The organism is Nonomuraea sp. NPDC000554 (assembly GCF_040300065.1).
Taxonomy (GTDB): domain Bacteria; phylum Actinomycetota; class Actinomycetes; order Streptosporangiales; family Streptosporangiaceae; genus Nonomuraea.
Genome location: NZ_JBEPDC010000009.1, coordinates 213,083 through 230,049, shown reverse-complemented (window position 1 = coordinate 230,049; position 16,967 = coordinate 213,083). Strand labels below are relative to the sequence as shown.

At 71.9% G+C, this 16,967-nt stretch carries 7 protein-coding genes; all 7 read left to right on the top strand.

Annotated features, from left to right (window positions below; all coding sequences use genetic code 11):
- Positions 1-88: 88 nt before the first annotated feature.
- Positions 89-3,139: an amino acid adenylation domain-containing protein gene (locus tag ABT294_RS19580; protein ID WP_350807389.1), complete on the top strand. Its 3,051-nt coding sequence runs from the start codon at positions 89-91 to the stop codon at positions 3,137-3,139.
- A complete protein-coding gene (locus tag ABT294_RS19575; RefSeq protein ID WP_350807388.1) occupies positions 3,132-6,953 on the top strand; it encodes a non-ribosomal peptide synthetase in 3,822 nt (1,273 codons plus the stop codon). Before ABT294_RS19580 ends, ABT294_RS19575 begins: the two co-directional genes overlap by 8 nt.
- A 20-nt stretch (positions 6,954-6,973) precedes the next feature.
- Positions 6,974-12,268: a non-ribosomal peptide synthetase gene (locus ABT294_RS19570; RefSeq protein WP_350807386.1), complete on the top strand. Its 5,295-nt coding sequence runs from the start codon at positions 6,974-6,976 to the stop codon at positions 12,266-12,268.
- Between the two features lies 1 nt (position 12,269).
- Complete coding sequence (locus ABT294_RS19565; protein WP_350807385.1) at positions 12,270-13,070, top strand: AzlC family ABC transporter permease; 801 nt, start codon at positions 12,270-12,272, stop codon at positions 13,068-13,070.
- Positions 13,067-13,387, top strand: coding sequence for an AzlD domain-containing protein (locus ABT294_RS19560; protein WP_350807384.1), 321 nt, complete (start codon positions 13,067-13,069; stop codon positions 13,385-13,387). Before ABT294_RS19565 ends, ABT294_RS19560 begins: the two co-directional genes overlap by 4 nt.
- Before the next feature lie 714 nt (positions 13,388-14,101).
- The gene (locus ABT294_RS19555) at positions 14,102-15,646 is read left to right on the top strand and encodes an AbgT family transporter (protein WP_350807383.1); all 1,545 of its coding nucleotides are present in this window, start codon (positions 14,102-14,104) and stop codon (positions 15,644-15,646) included.
- A 34-nt stretch (positions 15,647-15,680) separates the two neighbouring features.
- Positions 15,681-16,820: a M20 family metallopeptidase gene (locus ABT294_RS19550; protein ID WP_350807382.1), complete on the top strand. Its 1,140-nt coding sequence runs from the start codon at positions 15,681-15,683 to the stop codon at positions 16,818-16,820.
- Positions 16,821-16,967: the final 147 nt, after the last annotated feature.

Below are 16,967 nucleotides of genomic sequence, written 5' to 3'. Positions count from 1 at the left end.
GACCACGCCCGCGGCCCCACGCCCGCGCCGACTCGCGCTCACCGGGCCGTCCTGCCACTTCGGACCACTCCTGCTCTGGAGATCACGCGTGCCCCGAACCGATTCCCCCACTCCTCTCATCCCGGCCGACCGCCCACCATCCGCGCACTGCCACACCTGGCGCGTCAGGCTGCCCGACGGGGCCGACGCCGTCCGGATGGCCCGCGTCCTCGACGACGCGGCCCGCGCCTGGTGGGGTGCGGCCGCCGACCGGTCGCCCCGGCTCTGGGCCGAGCGCGTTCCGGCTGCCGGCGACTCCCCGACGGCGTGCCGCCGGCTCGAGTCCGAGACGCACCGGTCCCTGCGCGTGGAGGGGCCCGTGCTGCGCGCCGTGCTGCTGCAGTACGCGGACGGCCCCGCCGACCTCGTCCTCGCCGCGCACCGGGCGAACCTCGACCCCCTGTCGCTGCGGGCGGTGGCCGACGTCCTCACCGGACGCGCGCCACACGACCGGTTCACCTTCGCCAAGGCGGACCGCACTCCCGTCGCTGACACCGAGACGCTCAAACGGTGGCGCGAGGCGGACTATTCGGGACGCATTGAGTGGGCAACCGGCGACGACGCCGCAGGTGACCGCACCGGCACCGTGACCGTGGCGATACGCGGGTCGGCGGACGCGCGGGCCGCGGTCGCGGTGGCGGCCGGGCTGGTCCTGGGACGGTACGCGAACCAGGAGAACCCGGTCCTCGGCGCGCTGGCCCCTCTCCCCCGGCCGGAAGGGACGCTGGGGGCGTTCGACACCGGGGTGCTGCTGGCACCGGACCTGTCAGGCATGCGCAGCACGGCCGAGCTGGTGGCCGAGGCCGCCCGGATCCTCGACGGTCACGGCGGGCAGTGCGACTCGCGGCAGTACGCCGAACTCTGCGCGGAAGCCGGAGGCCGGGTGGTGGCGGGCCTCCTCTGCGACGGGCCGGCGGCCGAGGACGGCACGTACCTTCCGTGCCACACCGCGCCGTTCCCGCTCACGCTCGTGCCCGTCCGCGCCGGCGACGGCGGCCTCCGGCTGGAAGTGCGCCATCGGCTCGCCGAGGTGGACGGGGAGTCGGCCAGGCGCTTCGCCCGCCATGTCGCCCGCGCGTACGAGCAGCTGGTCGACGCGCACGACGACCTGATCCCCGCCGACGTCGAACTGCTGGACGAACCCGAACGGCAGCAGGTCGTCGCCCTCGGCCGCCCCGCGCGGCCACTGGACTGGCGGCCGGAGCGGATCGACGAGGTGTTCGCGGCCCGCGCCGCGGCCCGCCCCGACGCTGTCGCGCTCACCTGCGAGGGGCGCTCACTGACCTACGCGGAACTGGACGAACGAGCCGACCGGTACGCCGCCGCGCTGCGCGCGGAGGGGGTGCGCGCGGGTGAGCGGGTCGGCATCTGCCTCGATCGCTCGCTCGACCTCGTGGTCACCATGCTCGCCGTGCTCAAGGCGGACGCCGTCTACGTGCCGATGGACCCGGCCTACCCGGCCGACCGGCTGGCGTTCACGGCGCAGGACGCGGCCCTGCGCGTGGTGGTCGCACACGAGGACTTCCCCGGCGGCGAGCATGTCCGGGTCGTCCCGCCCGAACGCCTCGCGGCGCACGACGGCTCCGTGAACGACAGGCAGGTGAACGGGAGCGGGGGACGGCGTGGGCCCGAAGGGGCCGCGTACGTCATCTACACCTCGGGCTCCACCGGCCGCCCGAAGGGCGTGGTGGTACCGCACCGCAACGTGGTCGCCCTGCTGTCGGCCACCCGCGACGACTTCGGACTCGGCCCCGGCGACACCTGGACGCTCTTCCACTCCAGCGCGTTCGACTTCTCCGTCTGGGAGATCTGGGGGCCGCTGCTCACCGGCGCCCGCCTGGTCGTGGTGCCCTACTGGGTCTCCCGGTCGCCGGAGGAGTTCCACCAGCTGCTGGTACGCGAGCAGGTCACCGTACTCAACCAGACCCCGTCGGCGTTCGCGCAGCTCATGGAGGCCGACCGGCGCCGGGCCGAGCAGCTTGCGGTCCGGCTGGTGGTCTTCGGCGGCGAACCGCTGGACGCCCGCCCGCTGCGGGACTGGCTCGACCGGTACCCCGAGAGCCGGTGCCGCCTGGTCAACATGTTCGGCATCACGGAGACCACGGTCCACGTGACGGCACAGACCGTGACGCGCCGGGAGGCGATGGCCGGGTCCCGGTCGGTGGGGCACGCGCTGCCCGGCTGGCACCTGTACGTCCTGGACGAGCGTGGCCGTCCGCTGCCCTGTGGGGTGCCCGGCGAGATCTACGTCGGCGGGGAGGGGGTCGCCCTGGAGTACTTGGGACGTCCCGAGCTGACCGCGCAGCGCTTCGTGCCGGATCCGTTCACCGGCGGGCGCATGTACCGCAGCGGTGATCGGGGGCGGCTGCTGCCCGACGGCCGGCTGGAGCACCTGGGCCGGCTCGACACCCAGGTCAAGATCCGCGGCTTCCGCATCGAGCTGGACGAGATCCGCAACGTCCTGCTGGACGACCCGTCCGTCACGGCGGCGGCCGTGGTGCTGGGCGGCGACCCGGCGGGCGACGCCGCGGGGGTGCGCATCGACGCGTACGTGGTGTTGGACGGCGTGCTGGACGACGTGCTGGACGGCGGCGACACGGCGGGGGTGCGGCTGCGGGCCGCCAAGGTGCTGCCCGAGTACATGCTGCCCACCACGGTCACGGCGCTGGCCGCGCTACCGCTCACCGCGAACGGCAAGCTGGACGTCCGCGAGCTGCCCGCACCCGCCGCCGGGCCGGCGCGGACCTCCGCGAGGAACGTCCCGGCCGCGCAGGCACCCGGGGGCCCTGGGGGCGCGGAGGACCGCGAGGGACTGCCAGGCGCGGAGGACCGCGGAGGACTGGCGGGTGCGGAGGGCCGCGGGAGTTCCGCGGGTGACCTCGCGGCCGTGCTGGCCGTGGTCTGGGAGTCGGTGCTCGGCGTGCCCGTCGGCCTCGACGACAACTTCTTCGAGCTCGGCGGCAACTCGCTCTACGCGATGCGGATGGCGGCGTCCATGCGTGACCGGGGCCTTCCCGCCCTGCCGATGCGCGAGCTGTATCTCAACCCGACGGTGCGCGGCCTCGCCCGGGTCCTCGACGGAAGGCGCGCCCATGAGTGACCTGCTGGGATGGCTTTCGGACTCCGCGGATCCGGACACGCTCGAAGGACACGGCCGGGGGCCGTTCCCCGTCGCGTGCCCGCCGCACGCGGGGGTTCCGGAGGTGTTGGCGGCCTGGGGCGCCCTCCTCTATCACCACACCGGCCAGCGGGATCTCGCCTTCCACGTCATGCGCGGCGGCAGACGGGACGTGGTCCGCTTCACGATCGACCCTGCGAGACCGATCACCGAGGCGGCGACGTCGGCGGCACAGGCGCTCGACGCCGCGCAGCAGCACGAAGCCGCGCAACCATCCGAAGCCGGACGACCGTCCGAGGGCGGGCAGCCGTTCGAGGGCGGTGTGGAATCCCTTCCCGTGCTGGTCCACCGGCCGGGCGGGGAAGCGGTGCCATCCGGCCCGCTCGTCCTCGTCCTGGACGAGACCCCGCACCTGCGGCACGACCCCGCCAGAAGCCGTGCGGACATGGTCGCCCGGCACGCGGGCCATCTGGCCGCCGCCCTGGCCGTGGACTTCTCCCAGGTCGCGGTCCGGGACCTGGACCCGCTGTCCCCGTCCGAGCGGGCCGAGCTGCTGGACGGCTGCAACGACACGGCCCGCGACTACCCGAAGGACAGCCGGGTCGAGCAGCTGTTCGCCGAGCAGGCCGAGGCGACGCCCGGCCATCCGGCCGTGGTGCATGGGAGTACCGTCCTCACCTACGCGGAGTTGCACGGCCGCAGCACCCTGCTGGCACAGTCGTTGCGCCGGGACGGACTGCGCCCGGCGGAGCCGGTCGCGTTGCTGCTGCCGCGTACCCCTGACCTGGTCGTGGCGGCGCTCGCCGTCCTCAAGGCGGGCGGCTTCTACCTGCCGGTGGACCCGGGCTACCCGGCGGACCGGGTCTCCTACCTGGTCGCGGACAGCGGCGCGAGGTTGCTGCTGACCACGGGAGAGCTGATCGACCGGCTCGGCGAGGTGGCGGGGCGGGTCCGCGCCGTCGCGATCGACTCCCACGACTGGACGGCCGAGCCCGAGGCCCCGGCCCCTGGTGACACGTCCCCGGTCGCGGCAGCCGACGACGCGGCCGCGGCCGCGTCGGTAGAGGACCCAGCCCCCGGTAACGCGTCGGTCGAGGACCCGGCCCTCGGTGACGCGTCCGCGGTCGCGTACCTGATGTACACCTCGGGGACGACCGGCCTGCCCAAGGGCGTCATGGTCCCGCACCGGGGCATCGTCCGGCTGGTACGGGGCGTCGACTACGTCCGCCTGGACTCCACCACCAGGATGGCGCAGATCGGGGCGACCGCGTTCGACGCCTCCGTCTGGGAGATGTGGGGCGCGCTGCTCAACGGCGGCACCCTGCACCTGCTCGGCAGGGAGACCTTCCTCGACGGCGAGGAGCTGAAGCGGGCCCTGGCCGATCAGGGCATCACCACCGGGCTCTTCACGTCCGCGCTGTTCAGCCAGCTCGCGGACGAGGACCCGACCGTGTTCGGGCCGCTGCGCGACCTGCTCGTCGGAGGTGACGTGCTCTCCGCGAAGCACGCCCGAGCGGTGCTGCGCGCCAACCCGGGGCTGCGGCTCGTGAACGCGTACGGGCCGACCGAGAACGCGGTCATCTCGACCTGCCACCCCGTGACCGAGCCGGTCGGCGCGCGGGTGCCCATCGGCCGGCCGGTGCCCAACACCACGGCGTACGTCCTGAACCAGGACCGCCAGGTGCTCCCGGTAAACGTTCCCGGCGAGCTGTACGTCGGCGGCGACGGGGTGGCGCTCGGCTACCACGGACGCCCGGAGCTGACCGAGCGCGCGTTCGTCCCTCACCCCTTCCAGCCGGGCGACGTGCTCTACCGGACGGGTGACCGGGTCCGCCGGCTGCCCGACGGGTCGCTCGACTTCCTCGGCCGGACGGATCACCAGGTCAAGGTGCGCGGCTTCCGCGTCGAGCCGGGCGAGGTCGAGGCCGCGCTGCTGAACAGTGCCGGGGTGGGTGGCGCGGTGGTCGTGGAACGGCGCGTTCCGGGCTCCTCCGACAGCCATCTGTGCGCGTACGTCTCCGGCGACGGGCCGCTGGACGCGGCGCGGATCCGCGCGGAGCTCGCCTCGGTGCTGCCCCCTCACATGGTGCCGGCGTACCTCGTGGTGCTGCCCGCGCTGCCGCTGACCGTCAACGGCAAGGTGGACCGGGCCGCGCTCCCCGTCCCCACCTCCGACCCCACCGCGACGACACCGAACGGGGCGGCGCGGGACGAGGTGGAGCTCGCGCTGGTCGAGCTGTGGGAGGACGTCCTGGGCGTGCGCGGGATCGGCGTCGAGGACCCGCTCGACCAGCTGGGCGGCAGCTCGTTGACGGCGACCCGGGTGGCCGCCCGCGTCCGGAGGCGGTTCGGCGTGGCCTGCCCGGCGTCCGCGGTGCTGGCCGCCCGCACGGTCGCCGCGCTGGCCGAGGTCGTCCGCGCCGCCGGCGGCGCCGGTCCGGACGTGGAGGGGCCGCGTCCCGGCCTCGCCACCGAGCGGACCCCGCTGTCGCCCCAGCAGAAGGGCGTCTACGTCGAGCAGGTCAAGGACCCTTCGGGCACCCAGTACAACCTGCCGATCGTCGTCGACCTCCCGGGCCCGGTGGACCCCGGGCAGCTGCGCGCCGCTCTGGCCGCGCTCGTCGACCGGCACGAGATCCTGCGCACCGACGTCGCGCTGGACGACGACGGGCAGCCGTACCAGCGCGTCCACGAACGGCTCGCCGTCGTGCTGGACGAGGTCGACCTGCCCGGCGGCGCGGACCCCGACGACTGGACCGTGCGGTGGGTCCGCGCCTTCGACCCCCATCGGGCTCCCCTGTGGCGCACCGCCCTGGTACGGCACGGCGCGGGGACGCGGCTGGTCCTCGACGTCCACCATCTCCTCACCGACGGCTTCTCGCTCGCCCTGCTCATGGCTGAATGGGCGGCGCTGATGCGCGGCGACCGGCTCCCCGAGGTGGAGCTGCGCTACCGGGACTTCGCGCAGTGGGCGAACGGGCCGGAGAAGCGGAAGCTGTCCGAGGCCCACCAGGAGTTCTGGGCCGAGACGTTCGCGCGGCCGGTCACGCCTCTCGACCTGCCCACCGACCTGCCCCGGCCGCCGGTTCGCCGCACCGAGGGAGCCCACCTGCCGTTCGCGTTCGGCGCCGGGCGCAGCCACGCGGTCAGGGAACTGGCCCGCGCCGAGGGGCTGACGGCCTTCCACGTGCTGCTGGCCGCGTACACCGCCTTCCTCGGACGCGTGAGCGGCCGTGACGACGTGACGGTGGGGACCCCGGTTTCCGGGCGGCATCTGCCAGGCGTGGACGGGGCGCAGGGAATGTTCGTGAACACCCTCTGCCTGCGGGTGTACCCGGACCTCCGGCTGCCGTTCCGCGCGCATCTGCGGGCGGTGGCCCGGCACGCCCTGGCCGCCCAGGACCACCAGGACCACTCGTTCGACGCCCTGGTGGCGCTGCACGGGGAGCGGGACTTCAGCCGCCACCCGCTCTTCGACGCCTTCTTCGCGGTGCAGGACACCGGGCTCCACCAGGTGGACTTCCTCGGCGGCGGCCCCCGCTGGCGGCCGGACGCCACCCGACGCACGATCTTCGACCTCGACCTGCAGATCGACGACGCGCCCGACGGTTTCGAGGCCCGGTGGGCGTACGCCACGGACCTCCTGCTGCGCCCCACGGTGGAGCTGTTCCGCGACGAGCTGCTGGCCCTGCTGGACGCCGCGCTCGCCGAACCCGACACGCCGCTCGGCGAGCTCGGGCGCCCGCCGTCTCCTCAGGACGACCTGCCCGAGCTCGCGTTCGATTTCGACTTCTGATCCGACACCTGGAGAGCGCCATGCAATCTATCGAGACCCGGGGCAGGCTCAAGGTCGCGGCCGCGCAGCGCCCCCGCGAGGGAGCGTTCTGGCGGGCCGAGCTGGCGGAGCTGCCCGAGCGCGCCGGTTTCCCGTCCGACGCGACCGGGCCCGGCGACGGGACGGGCACGGCCGCCGCGCTCGACCTCGACGACGCCCTGACAGGCCGGCTGGAGAAGCTGACCCGGGGGCAGGACACCGCGCTGCGCTCCGTGCTGATCGCGGCGGTCGGCGCGCTGCTCCAGCGCTACACCGGCGCCGGGGAAGCCGTGCTGGCCACGCCCTCCATTCCCGTGGCGGGACGTCCGGAGCCGCTGGCGTCCTCGGTGGTGCTGCGGCTGCCGATCACCCGCGACACCACGCTGCGCGGGCTGCTCGGCGAGGTCAAGGACCGGCTGCGCACCGCGCTCGCCCACCAGGACTACCCGATCGAGCTGCTCGCCGAGGAGTTCGGGAGCGCGGCACGGGACGGGGACGACCCCTTCGCCGACGTCCTCGTCGACGCGGTGCGCGACGGCGGGGAGCCCGTCGAGCGGCCCGGCTTCCCGCTCGCCTTCGCCTTCGTGAGGAGGCCGGGCGGGCTGGCCCTGGAGTTGCGGCACCGTCCCGGCAGGCACACCGCGGACACCGCGCGCCGGCTCCTCGCCCACTGCGCGCTGCTGCTCGACCAGGCCACCGCCGCGCCCGACGCGGCGCTGGCCGCCCTCGACCTGCGTACCGACGCCGACCGCGCGGTGATCGCCCAGGCGAACGACACGGACGCCGTCTTCGAGGACACGGTGCGGCTCGACGAGCTGTTCACCCGGCAGGTCGCCGAGACTCCGGACGCCGTGGCCGTGGTGGGTGACGGATTCAGCCTCACGTACACCGAACTGGACGTCCGGGCCAACCGGCTGGCGCACACGCTGCGCGCCCGCGGCGTGGGCCGCGACCACCTCGTGGCCGTGCTGGCGGACCGTTCGCCGGAGATGCTCGTGGCCGTCTACGCCGTGCTGAAGGCGGGCGGCGCGTACCTGCCGATCGACCCGGGGAACCCGCCCGACCGCGTCGCCTACATCCTCCGCGACAGTGCCGCCCGCCTCGTCCTCTGCCAGCCCCGCCATCTCGGGCTCGTGGGTGAGGACATGACCGCGCTGGATCTGACGGACGAGGCCGCGTACGCGGCGAAGACGAGCACGCCACCCGTCGTGGGCGACGCCCGCGACCTGGCCTACGTCATCTACACCTCGGGTTCGACCGGCGACCCCAAGGGTGTGCAGATCGAGCACCGCTCGGCCGTCAACCGCATCAGGTGGATGCAGAAGGCGTACCCGATCACCGGCGCCGACGTCGTCATGCAGAAGACGCCCACGTCCTTCGACGTCTCCGTGTGGGAGCTCTTCTGGTGGATGTTCGAGGGCGCGTCGGTGTGCCTGCCGGAGCCCGGCGCGGAGCGGGACCCGGAGGCGCTGGCCGCCGCCGTCGAGCGGCACGGCGTCACCACGATGCACTTCGTCCCGCCGATGCTCGGCGCGTTCCTGGACTTCGTGGCGGGGGCGGGTGAACAGGCCAGGCTGGGGACGCTGCGGCAGGTGTTCGCCAGTGGTGAGGCGCTGCCGCCCCACCTGGTGCGCCGCTTCTCCGAGGTGGCCGGCGACGCCCGGCTGACGAACCTGTACGGGCCCACCGAGGCCGCCGTCGACGTCACCCACTACCCGTGCCGGGGCGACGAGAGCCGGGTGCCGATCGGCCGGCCGATCGACAACACGCGCGTCCACGTGGTCGACGCGGATCTGCGCCCGCAGCCCGTCGGCGTCCCCGGAGAGCTGTGCATCGCCGGGGTGCAGCTGGCTCGCGGGTATCTGCACCGCCCCGAGCTGACCGCCGAGCGGTTCGTCGCCGCCCCGCACGCGGGCGAGGAGCGCGTCTACCGCACGGGAGATCTGGCCCGCTGGCTGCCCGACGGCACGATCGAGTACCTCGGACGCATCGACCATCAGGTCAAGGTGCGCGGATACCGGATCGAACCGGGCGAGATCGAGGAGCGGTTGCGGCAGTACCCCGCCGTGCGGGACGCCGTCGTCGTCGCCCGCACGAAGGACGACGGGCAGACCTACCTCTGCGGGTACGCCCTGTCACCGGAGCCGCTCTCCGAGGACGAGCTGAAGGACCATCTGCGGCGGTCGCTGCCGGAGTACATGGTTCCCGCCCGCGTGGTCGCCCTGGAGTCCTTTCCGCTCACCCCGAACGGCAAGCTGGACCGCCGCGCGCTGCCCGAGCCCGGCCGCGTTCAGGCGGCCGAGTACCTCGCCCCGCGCACGCCACGGGAGGCGGACCTGGCCCGGATCTGGGCCGAGGTCCTCGACTGCGAGCGGGTCGGGGTGCACGACAACTTCTTCGCGCTCGGCGGCAACTCGATCCACTTCGTCAGCGTGCTGGCCAAGGCCCGCGCCCACGGCCTCGACTTCACCTTCCAGCAGTTCTTCCAGAACCCGACGGTCGCCGAGCTGGCCGCCCTCCCGGACGGCGAGGGGAACGCGGGCGTCCCTGCGTCGCGCCCGCTGGAACCGTTCGAGCTGCTGATACCCGAGGACCGGGCGAAGATCCCCGCCGGGGTGTCGGACGCCTACCCGATGACCCAGCTACAGGCCGGTCTGGTCTTCCAGAGCGAGTTGTCGCACAACACGGTCGAATATCACGACATCATCAGCTACACGATCCAGAGCGCGTTCGACGCCGAGTGCTTCGAACGGGCGGCGCGGGCCCTCGTCGCCGGGCATCCCATCTTCCGGACCAGCTACCACCTCACCGGCTACAGCGAGTACCTGCAGCTCGTCCACGAGGACGCGCCGACGCCGCTGCACATCGCCGACCTGCGCGGCATGACCGAGGACGAGCAGGACGCCTGGTACCGCGCGTGGGCGGAGCAGGAGAAGGCGCACCGCTTCGTCTGGACCGAACCCGGCCTCGTCCGGCTGCACGTGCACGTGCTGGGCGACGACCTGTTCCGCTACACCCTCAGCCAGCACAACTCCGCGCTCGACGGCTGGAGCATCACCCTGGTGCACACCACGCTGTTCGACGCCTACCACCGGCTCCTCGAGAACAGACCGGACCCCGCCGCCGACAACACCCTTGTCAACCACGCCCGCGACTACGTGGCGCTGGAGCGCCGGTCGCTGGCGACCGAGGAGCACCGCTCCTACTGGGCCGGGCTGCTCGAAGGCAGCGCCTTCACCGAGCTGCCCCGGACGAAGGACTCGGCGGACCCGGACGTCTTCCCCGTGGTGTTCCACGAGGTGGAGTTCCCGCGCGGCCTGTCCGACCGGATCGTGGCGCTGGCCGACGCGCTGTCCGTGCCGGTCAAGAACGTCGCGATGGCCGCGCACGTCAAGGTCCTGTCCCTGATCGCCGGCGAGCGCGACGTCATGACCGGTTACGAGCACAGCGGCCGGCCCGAGGCGGAGAGCGCCACGCGCGCGATCGGCCTGTTCCTCAACACGGTGCCCTTCCGGATACGGACCGACGAGGGCTCCTGGGAGGACCTCGTGCGCGAGGTCTACCGCTCGGAGGTCGAGCTGCTTCCCGCGCGGCGCTACCCGATGGCGCAGATGAAGCACGACCTGGGAACCCAGCAGGCGCTGTTCGAGACGGCCTTCAACTTCACCCACTTCTACCTGCTAAAGCAGCTCGAAGCGCGCGACGGCTTCTCGTTCCTGGACGTCCGGGCCAACTCGGAGACGGAGTTCGTGCTGCGCGCCGAGTTCTCCCGGCACTTCGTCACCGACGAGGTACGGCTCAGCCTGCACTACCACGCGCACCTCTTCGAGCCCTGGCAGGTGGCGCGGATGGGCGCGTACTACGTCGCCGCGTTCGAGCGGATGACGGCCGACCCGGCCGCTCCGCACCACCTCGCCGTGCTGCTGCCCGACGAGGAGAGCACCGCGCTGGCCGCGGCCGAACAGGGCGAGGGCCTTCCGGCGACCGTGGCCGACCTCCTGCCCGACCTCGTGCCCGACGCTGCCCGGTCGTTCCACGCGCGGGTCGTCGACGAGCACGGCCTGCGGGCCCCCTTCGCCACGCCCGGCCAGGTCGTCCTGGTCGCCGACGGGGACGAGACGGTGCCCACCGGGCTGTACGGACGCCGCCTGCCCGACGGCCTCCACGTCCTGGGCCGCCTCCCGGAGCGTCCCCGCCTGACGTTCCACCGTGCCCAGACGCGTTCCAGGGCCGAGGTTGCCGACGAGACGAGTCGCCGTCCCGTCACCGGCGTGCAGCTGCGCATCGCGGAGGCGTGGTCCAGGGTGCTCGACGTGCCGCTCGAGAAGGTCACCCTCGACGACAACTTCTTCGGGCTCGGCGGCAGTTCGCTCTCCGCCATGCGGGTGATCATGGAGCTGGACGGCCTCGTGTCGCTCACCGACCTGATGCGCAACTCCACGCTGGAGCCGCTGTGCCAGGTGGCCCAGGCCCACCTGGACGAGGGCGCCGGAACGCGGTCAGCCGGCCAGGACCTGCTCCGCCCCCTGTCGCAGGATCCGTCCCGAGCCCGGTGCGCCCTCGTGTGCTTCCCGTACGCGGGAGGCAACGCCATCAACTTCGAGCCGCTGGCCACGACCCTCGACAAGGCCGGCGGGGACGTCGCCGTCTACGGCGTGGAGCTGCCCGGACACGACCCGGGCCATCCGGACGAGCCGTTCCTGTCCCTGGAGGACGCGGCCCGGCGGGTGTCGGAGGAGATCCGCCGTGTCGTCGACGGGCCGGTGATGCTCTGGGGTCACTGCGTCGGTTCGGCCCTGGCGGTCGAGACCGCCCGGCTGCTGGAGGCCGAGGGCGTCCGCCCGCTCCACGTCTTCGTGGCCGCCAAGCTGCTGCACGACGCCGAGACCACCCGCGCGTCCGTGGCCCAGGCGGACGCGATGGCGGACGACGCCATCGTGCGGTGGCTCGTCGACGCGACCGGGTTCGCCGGGCTCGACGTGCTCCGGCCCGAGCAGGCGGCCTTCGTCGCGAGGACGTTCCGTCACGACTCCGGCTCAGCCAACGGCTACCTGCTGGAGGGGCCCAGGGCCAGGCTCGCCGCCCCCCTGACAGCGGTCTACGCCTCGGACGATCCGCTGACGCCGGGCTACGGGCAGCGGTACGAGGCGTGGTCGGCGTTCGCCGGCACGCCCCGGCTCGCGGAACTCGGCGACGGCGGCCACTACTTCTGCCGCACGGCGCCGGACAGCGTGGCCGAGCTGGTGATCCAGCGATGGCTGGAGAGCGCAGCAGATCAAAGGAATGAAGCGCACTGAGATGACCACCACCAACACACCCGAGGCCCTCACCCCTCCCACGCCTCTCCAGCAGCTGCTCGCCGGGGCGAAGAGCACGATGCCCTTCCTCGCGACAGCCATCCCCATGGGCATCGCCGGCGGGGTCCTGGGGTTGTCCAGCGGACTCTCCGGCTGGGCGACCCTGGGGCTGGCGATGGCCGTGAACTCCGGCACCGCCCAGTTCGTCGGTTTCGCCCTGATAGCCGACGGCGCCAGCTGGCCCGCCATCATCCTGACCACGCTCATCCTGGCCCTCCGGATGCTGCTGTACTCGACCATCCTGATCCCGTACGTCAAGGAGGTGCCCCAGCGGTGGCGGGTGCTGCTCGGCTTCGGGTTGATCGACGAGGTCTTCTTCGTGGCCATCGAGAAGCTGAAGAAGGGTGAGCTCACCCACAGCAAGCACCTGTTCTTCCTCGGCGCCTCCGGGCTCCTGTACGTCACCTGGATGCTGTCGACGGTGGTCGGCATGTCCCTCGGCTCGGTCGTGGTGTCCGACGTGCAGAAGCTCGGCCTCGACTTCCCGGTGACCGCCATGTTCGTCGCCATGCTCGCGATCGGGCTGACGAACTGGCGGGTGGCCGCGGCCATCGGCTCCGCGGGCGTGACCGTGATGCTGGCGCAGGGCCTGCCGTACAACCTCGGGGTCGTGCTGGCGGCGATCGTCGGCGCCGTGGTCGGCACCGGGTGCGAGTACGCGACGAAGAGGAAGAGCACGACAGCGAGCACCACGACGAGCACCACGACGAGCACCACGACGAGCAAGGAGAACGCGGAATGAGCATGGCCCTCCTGATCCTGGGCATGGGACTGTGCAGCTTCCTGCCGCGCTACCTGCCCCTGGCCGTCTTCGCCGACAGGGAGATGCCCCCGCTGGTGCAGACCCTGCTCCGGTACACGCCGCCGGCCGTGCTGGCCGCGCTGGTGTTCCCGGCCGTTCTCACCCCGTCCGGCCGCGGTGTCGAGCTGACGCTGTCGAACCCGTACCTGATCGGCGGCGTCGTCGCCTTCGTCGCGGGCCTGATCTCGAAGCGGTTCCTCCTCGTCACGGCGATCGGCATCGCGGCCTTCTATTTGAGCCGTGCGCTCCTCGGCTGAGCCGGGCCGCCCATGCTGGGCGCCGGCCGGCGGGCCAATGTTAGCGCTACGTTAAATCTGCTTGACAGCTTTTTATGAGCACGTTCGCGGTCGGTGGGCGAGTTTCGCTTTCGGGAATCACGGACTCAGCCCACCGATAAGCGAGCGCAGGCGTACTGCGCCGGGCGATGTGCGACGACTTCGCCATTCGACACGAAAATTTTCTGCGGCCCGCCCGCAGGCCCGCAGAACGAGCATTCACGTTAACCGACCTGAATGCCGCGAGAACGCGGCGAACTGCGCCGGCGCATACCTCGCCGTCGCGCGCCGCCAGGCCCGGGCGCCGGCCCGCGCCAGGCCGGATTGATCGCCGCAGCAGCGTCCGCCAGCCGCCCGAAGTGCGGACGCCGAGCCGTCCTGGACGACAAACCCGGTGGGCCCGGCAGCCGTTGGAACGAGACAAGTTTCCAAAAACGCGGCACCCGCATCTCGAATACCGGGATGCCGGGCTCAACCCGCACGTCAACTGATCACGGCCCTGACCACATCCTGATCCACAACATGTCAGGAAGGTGAATGGGCGCGAAACTATACGAATCAGTAGGCCTTGCGCGGTGATCTGGCTCTCGTTAGTGTGTGGACCCATCGGGTGCGGGCTCGCATTAAGAGACGGCCATCTTTCGCGTTCAGCCTGTACCACGGGCGAATCATCGAGAAAGGGCTGACTGGCTCCCTATGTCGACCGTCACCGTTAAAAAAGAATCACGTTCGCTGAACGTGACAATGCGCGTTCTCAATGGCATAGAACGCGCCGGAAACAAACTGCCGCATCCATTCTGGTTGTTCATCATTCTGAGCGTCGCGCTCATGGTGCTGAGCTGGATCTTGGCCTCGGCGGGGGTGTCGGCCGTGAACCCGGCCGACGGCAAGGCCGTCGTCGCGAAGAACCTGCTGTCAGCCGAGGGCGTCACGTTGATGCTCGGCAAGGCCATCGAGAGCTTCACCACCTTCCCCCCGCTGGGCACGGTCCTGGTGGTCATGCTCGGTGTCGCGGTCGCTGACCGCGCGGGGCTGCTTTCGGCGGTGCTCCGGCGCGGTGTCTCCCGCGTGCCGGCCCGGTGGGTGACCTTCGTGCTGGCCTTCACCGGCATGATCTCGCACGTGGCCGCCGACTCGGCCTACATCGTGCTCATCCCGCTCGGCGGTCTGGCCTTCTACGCCGTCGGCCGCAGCCCGATCGTCGGCGTCGTGGTCGCCTTCGTCTCGGTCGCGGCCGGCTTCGACGCCAGCCCCGTGGTCACCCCGCTGGACGTCATCCTCGGAGGCATCACCACCGAGGCCGCGCACACCATCGACCCCAGCTACACCGTCACCCCGCTGGCGAACTACTTCTTCTCCGTGGGCTCCTCGGTCGTGCTGGCCGCCGTCATCACCCTGGTGACGGAGACGGTGCTGACCAAGCGGGCCAAGAGCATGCCGATCGACGAGGACGCCGAGGTCGGCGACCTGGGCGAGCTGACGCTGTCGGCGCAGGAGCGGCGCGGGCTGCGCTGGTCCGGCGTCACGCTGCTGGTGATCGCCGCGCTGGTCGCGCTGGCCATCATCCCGGACAGCTCCCCGCTGCGCGGCGAGGGCGGCAGCCTGGTCACCGGCCCGCTCCTGGCCGCGATCTCCATCCTGCTCGGGCTGGCCTTCGCCATCATCGGCATCGTCTACGGCCGCATCGTCGGCACCATCAAGTCCAGCAGCGACGTGCCCGAGTTCATGGCGCACGGCATGCGCGAGATGGCGCCGGTCATCGTGCTGTTCTTCGCCATCTCCCAGTTCCTGGCCTACTTCAAGTGGACCGGCATCGGCACCATCGTCGCCATCCAGGGCGCGGCCGTGCTGAAGTCCGCGGGTGTCAGCGGCCCGGTGGTCTTCCTGGGCATCCTGATCATCGTCACCCTGATCAACCTCCTGATCACCAGTGGATCCGCCCAGTGGGCACTCGTCGGCCCGGTGTTCGTGCCGATGCTGATGCTGCTGAAGATCTCCCCGGAGGCCACCCAGGCGCTGTACCGCATCGCCGACTCCTGCACCAACGCCATCACCCCGATGAGCCCCTACTTCGTGCTGGTGCTCGGCTTCATCCAGCGGTACCGCAAGTCGGCGGGCATCGGCACGCTGATGTCGCTCACCCTGCCCCTGTCGCTGGCCATGCTCGTGGTCTGGACGCTGTTCTTCCTCGCGTGGTGGGCACTGGGCATCCCGCTGGGCCCCGGCGCCCCCGTCCGATAACCGATCGAAACCCGTGTTTGGAAAGGATCTCTAAGTGACACCGGCTCCCGTGTGGACCCGCCAGGCGTATCCGACCATGCTCGACGACCTGCGCAGACTGGTCGAGCTGGAAAGCCCGAGCAACGACAGACAACTCCTGGATCGGGCGTTCGACGCGATCAACGACTGGGCCGTCGACCGCATCGGGAAGCCGGACGAGTTCACCCGTCATGACGGCGGAGCGCACGGCGACGTGCTGGAGATGACCTACCACGGCACCGCCCCCGGCTTCGTCCTGCTGGTCGGCCACTACGACACCGTGTGGCCGGTCGGCACCCTCGCCGACTGGCCGTGGCAGGTCATCGACGGCATCGCCAGCGCACCCGGCGTCTTCGACATGAAGACCGGCCTCGTCCAGGCCGTTTGGGCGGTGCGCGGGCTGCGCGAGCTCGGGCTGCCGCACCCCTCGGTCCGCCTGCTGTTCAACGGCGACGAGGAGATCGGCAGCCCGGCCTCCCGCTCCCACATCGAGGCCGCCAGCGACGGCGCGCTGGCCAGCCTGGTCTTCGAGGGCGCCATCGACGGCGCCGTCAAGACCTCCCGCAAGGGCGTCGGCATCTTCCACGTGGCCACCACCGGCGTGGAGGCGCACGCCGGGCTCGACCCCACGGCCGGGGCCAGCGCCGTCCACGCCATGGCAGCGCTGATCACCCAGATCGCCGCCCTGGGCGCGCCCCAGCGCGGCACCACCGTCAACGTCGGCCTGGTCAACGGCGGCACCGGCACCAACGTCACCGCCGGACGGGCCACCTGCGGCATCGACGTCCGCGTCTCCGACCCGGCCGAGATGAGCCGCATCGACGCCGCCCTGACCTCGCTGCGTTCGCCGGACCCACGCGTCTCGGTCGAGCTGACCGGCGAGTGGAACCGGCCTCCCATGACCCCCAACCCCGCCTCCGAGGACCTGTTCGCGAGGGCGTACAAGGTCGCCATCGAGCACGGGTGGGACCTGCGCGAGGCAGGCGTCGGCGGAGCCAGTGACGCCAACTTCATCTCCGCCCTCGGCCGCCCCGTCCTCGACGGGCTCGGCCCCGTCGGAGCGGGCTCACACTCGCGGTCCGAGCACGCCATCATCGACTACATCCCCGAGCGCACCGCACTCACCATCGGTCTCATCTCCAGCTTCGCCCACTGAGGCGGAACGCCCCGGACGGCACCGCACGCGCACCAGCGTGCGGTGCCGTCTTCGCTTTCCCTTGTCGCCGGGGCGGGTCGCTCGAGAGCAGCTACCGCATCCATTGGTCCCGCTGTGAAGTAGGTCTGGCCCCACCCCCCCATACGT

What these genes read in the sequence shown, in the direction of transcription:
- ABT294_RS19555 (WP_350807383.1), top strand. Translation starts at nt 14,102, where the DNA reads ATGTCGACCGTCACCGTTAAAAAAGAATCACGTTCGCTGAACGTGACA.
- ABT294_RS19565 (WP_350807385.1), top strand. Translation starts at nt 12,270, where the DNA reads ATGACCACCACCAACACACCCGAGGCCCTCACCCCTCCCACGCCTCTC.
- ABT294_RS19570 (WP_350807386.1), top strand. Translation starts at nt 6,974, where the DNA reads ATGCAATCTATCGAGACCCGGGGCAGGCTCAAGGTCGCGGCCGCGCAG.
- ABT294_RS19575 (WP_350807388.1), top strand. Translation starts at nt 3,132, where the DNA reads ATGAGTGACCTGCTGGGATGGCTTTCGGACTCCGCGGATCCGGACACG.
- ABT294_RS19560 (WP_350807384.1), top strand. Translation starts at nt 13,067, where the DNA reads ATGAGCATGGCCCTCCTGATCCTGGGCATGGGACTGTGCAGCTTCCTG.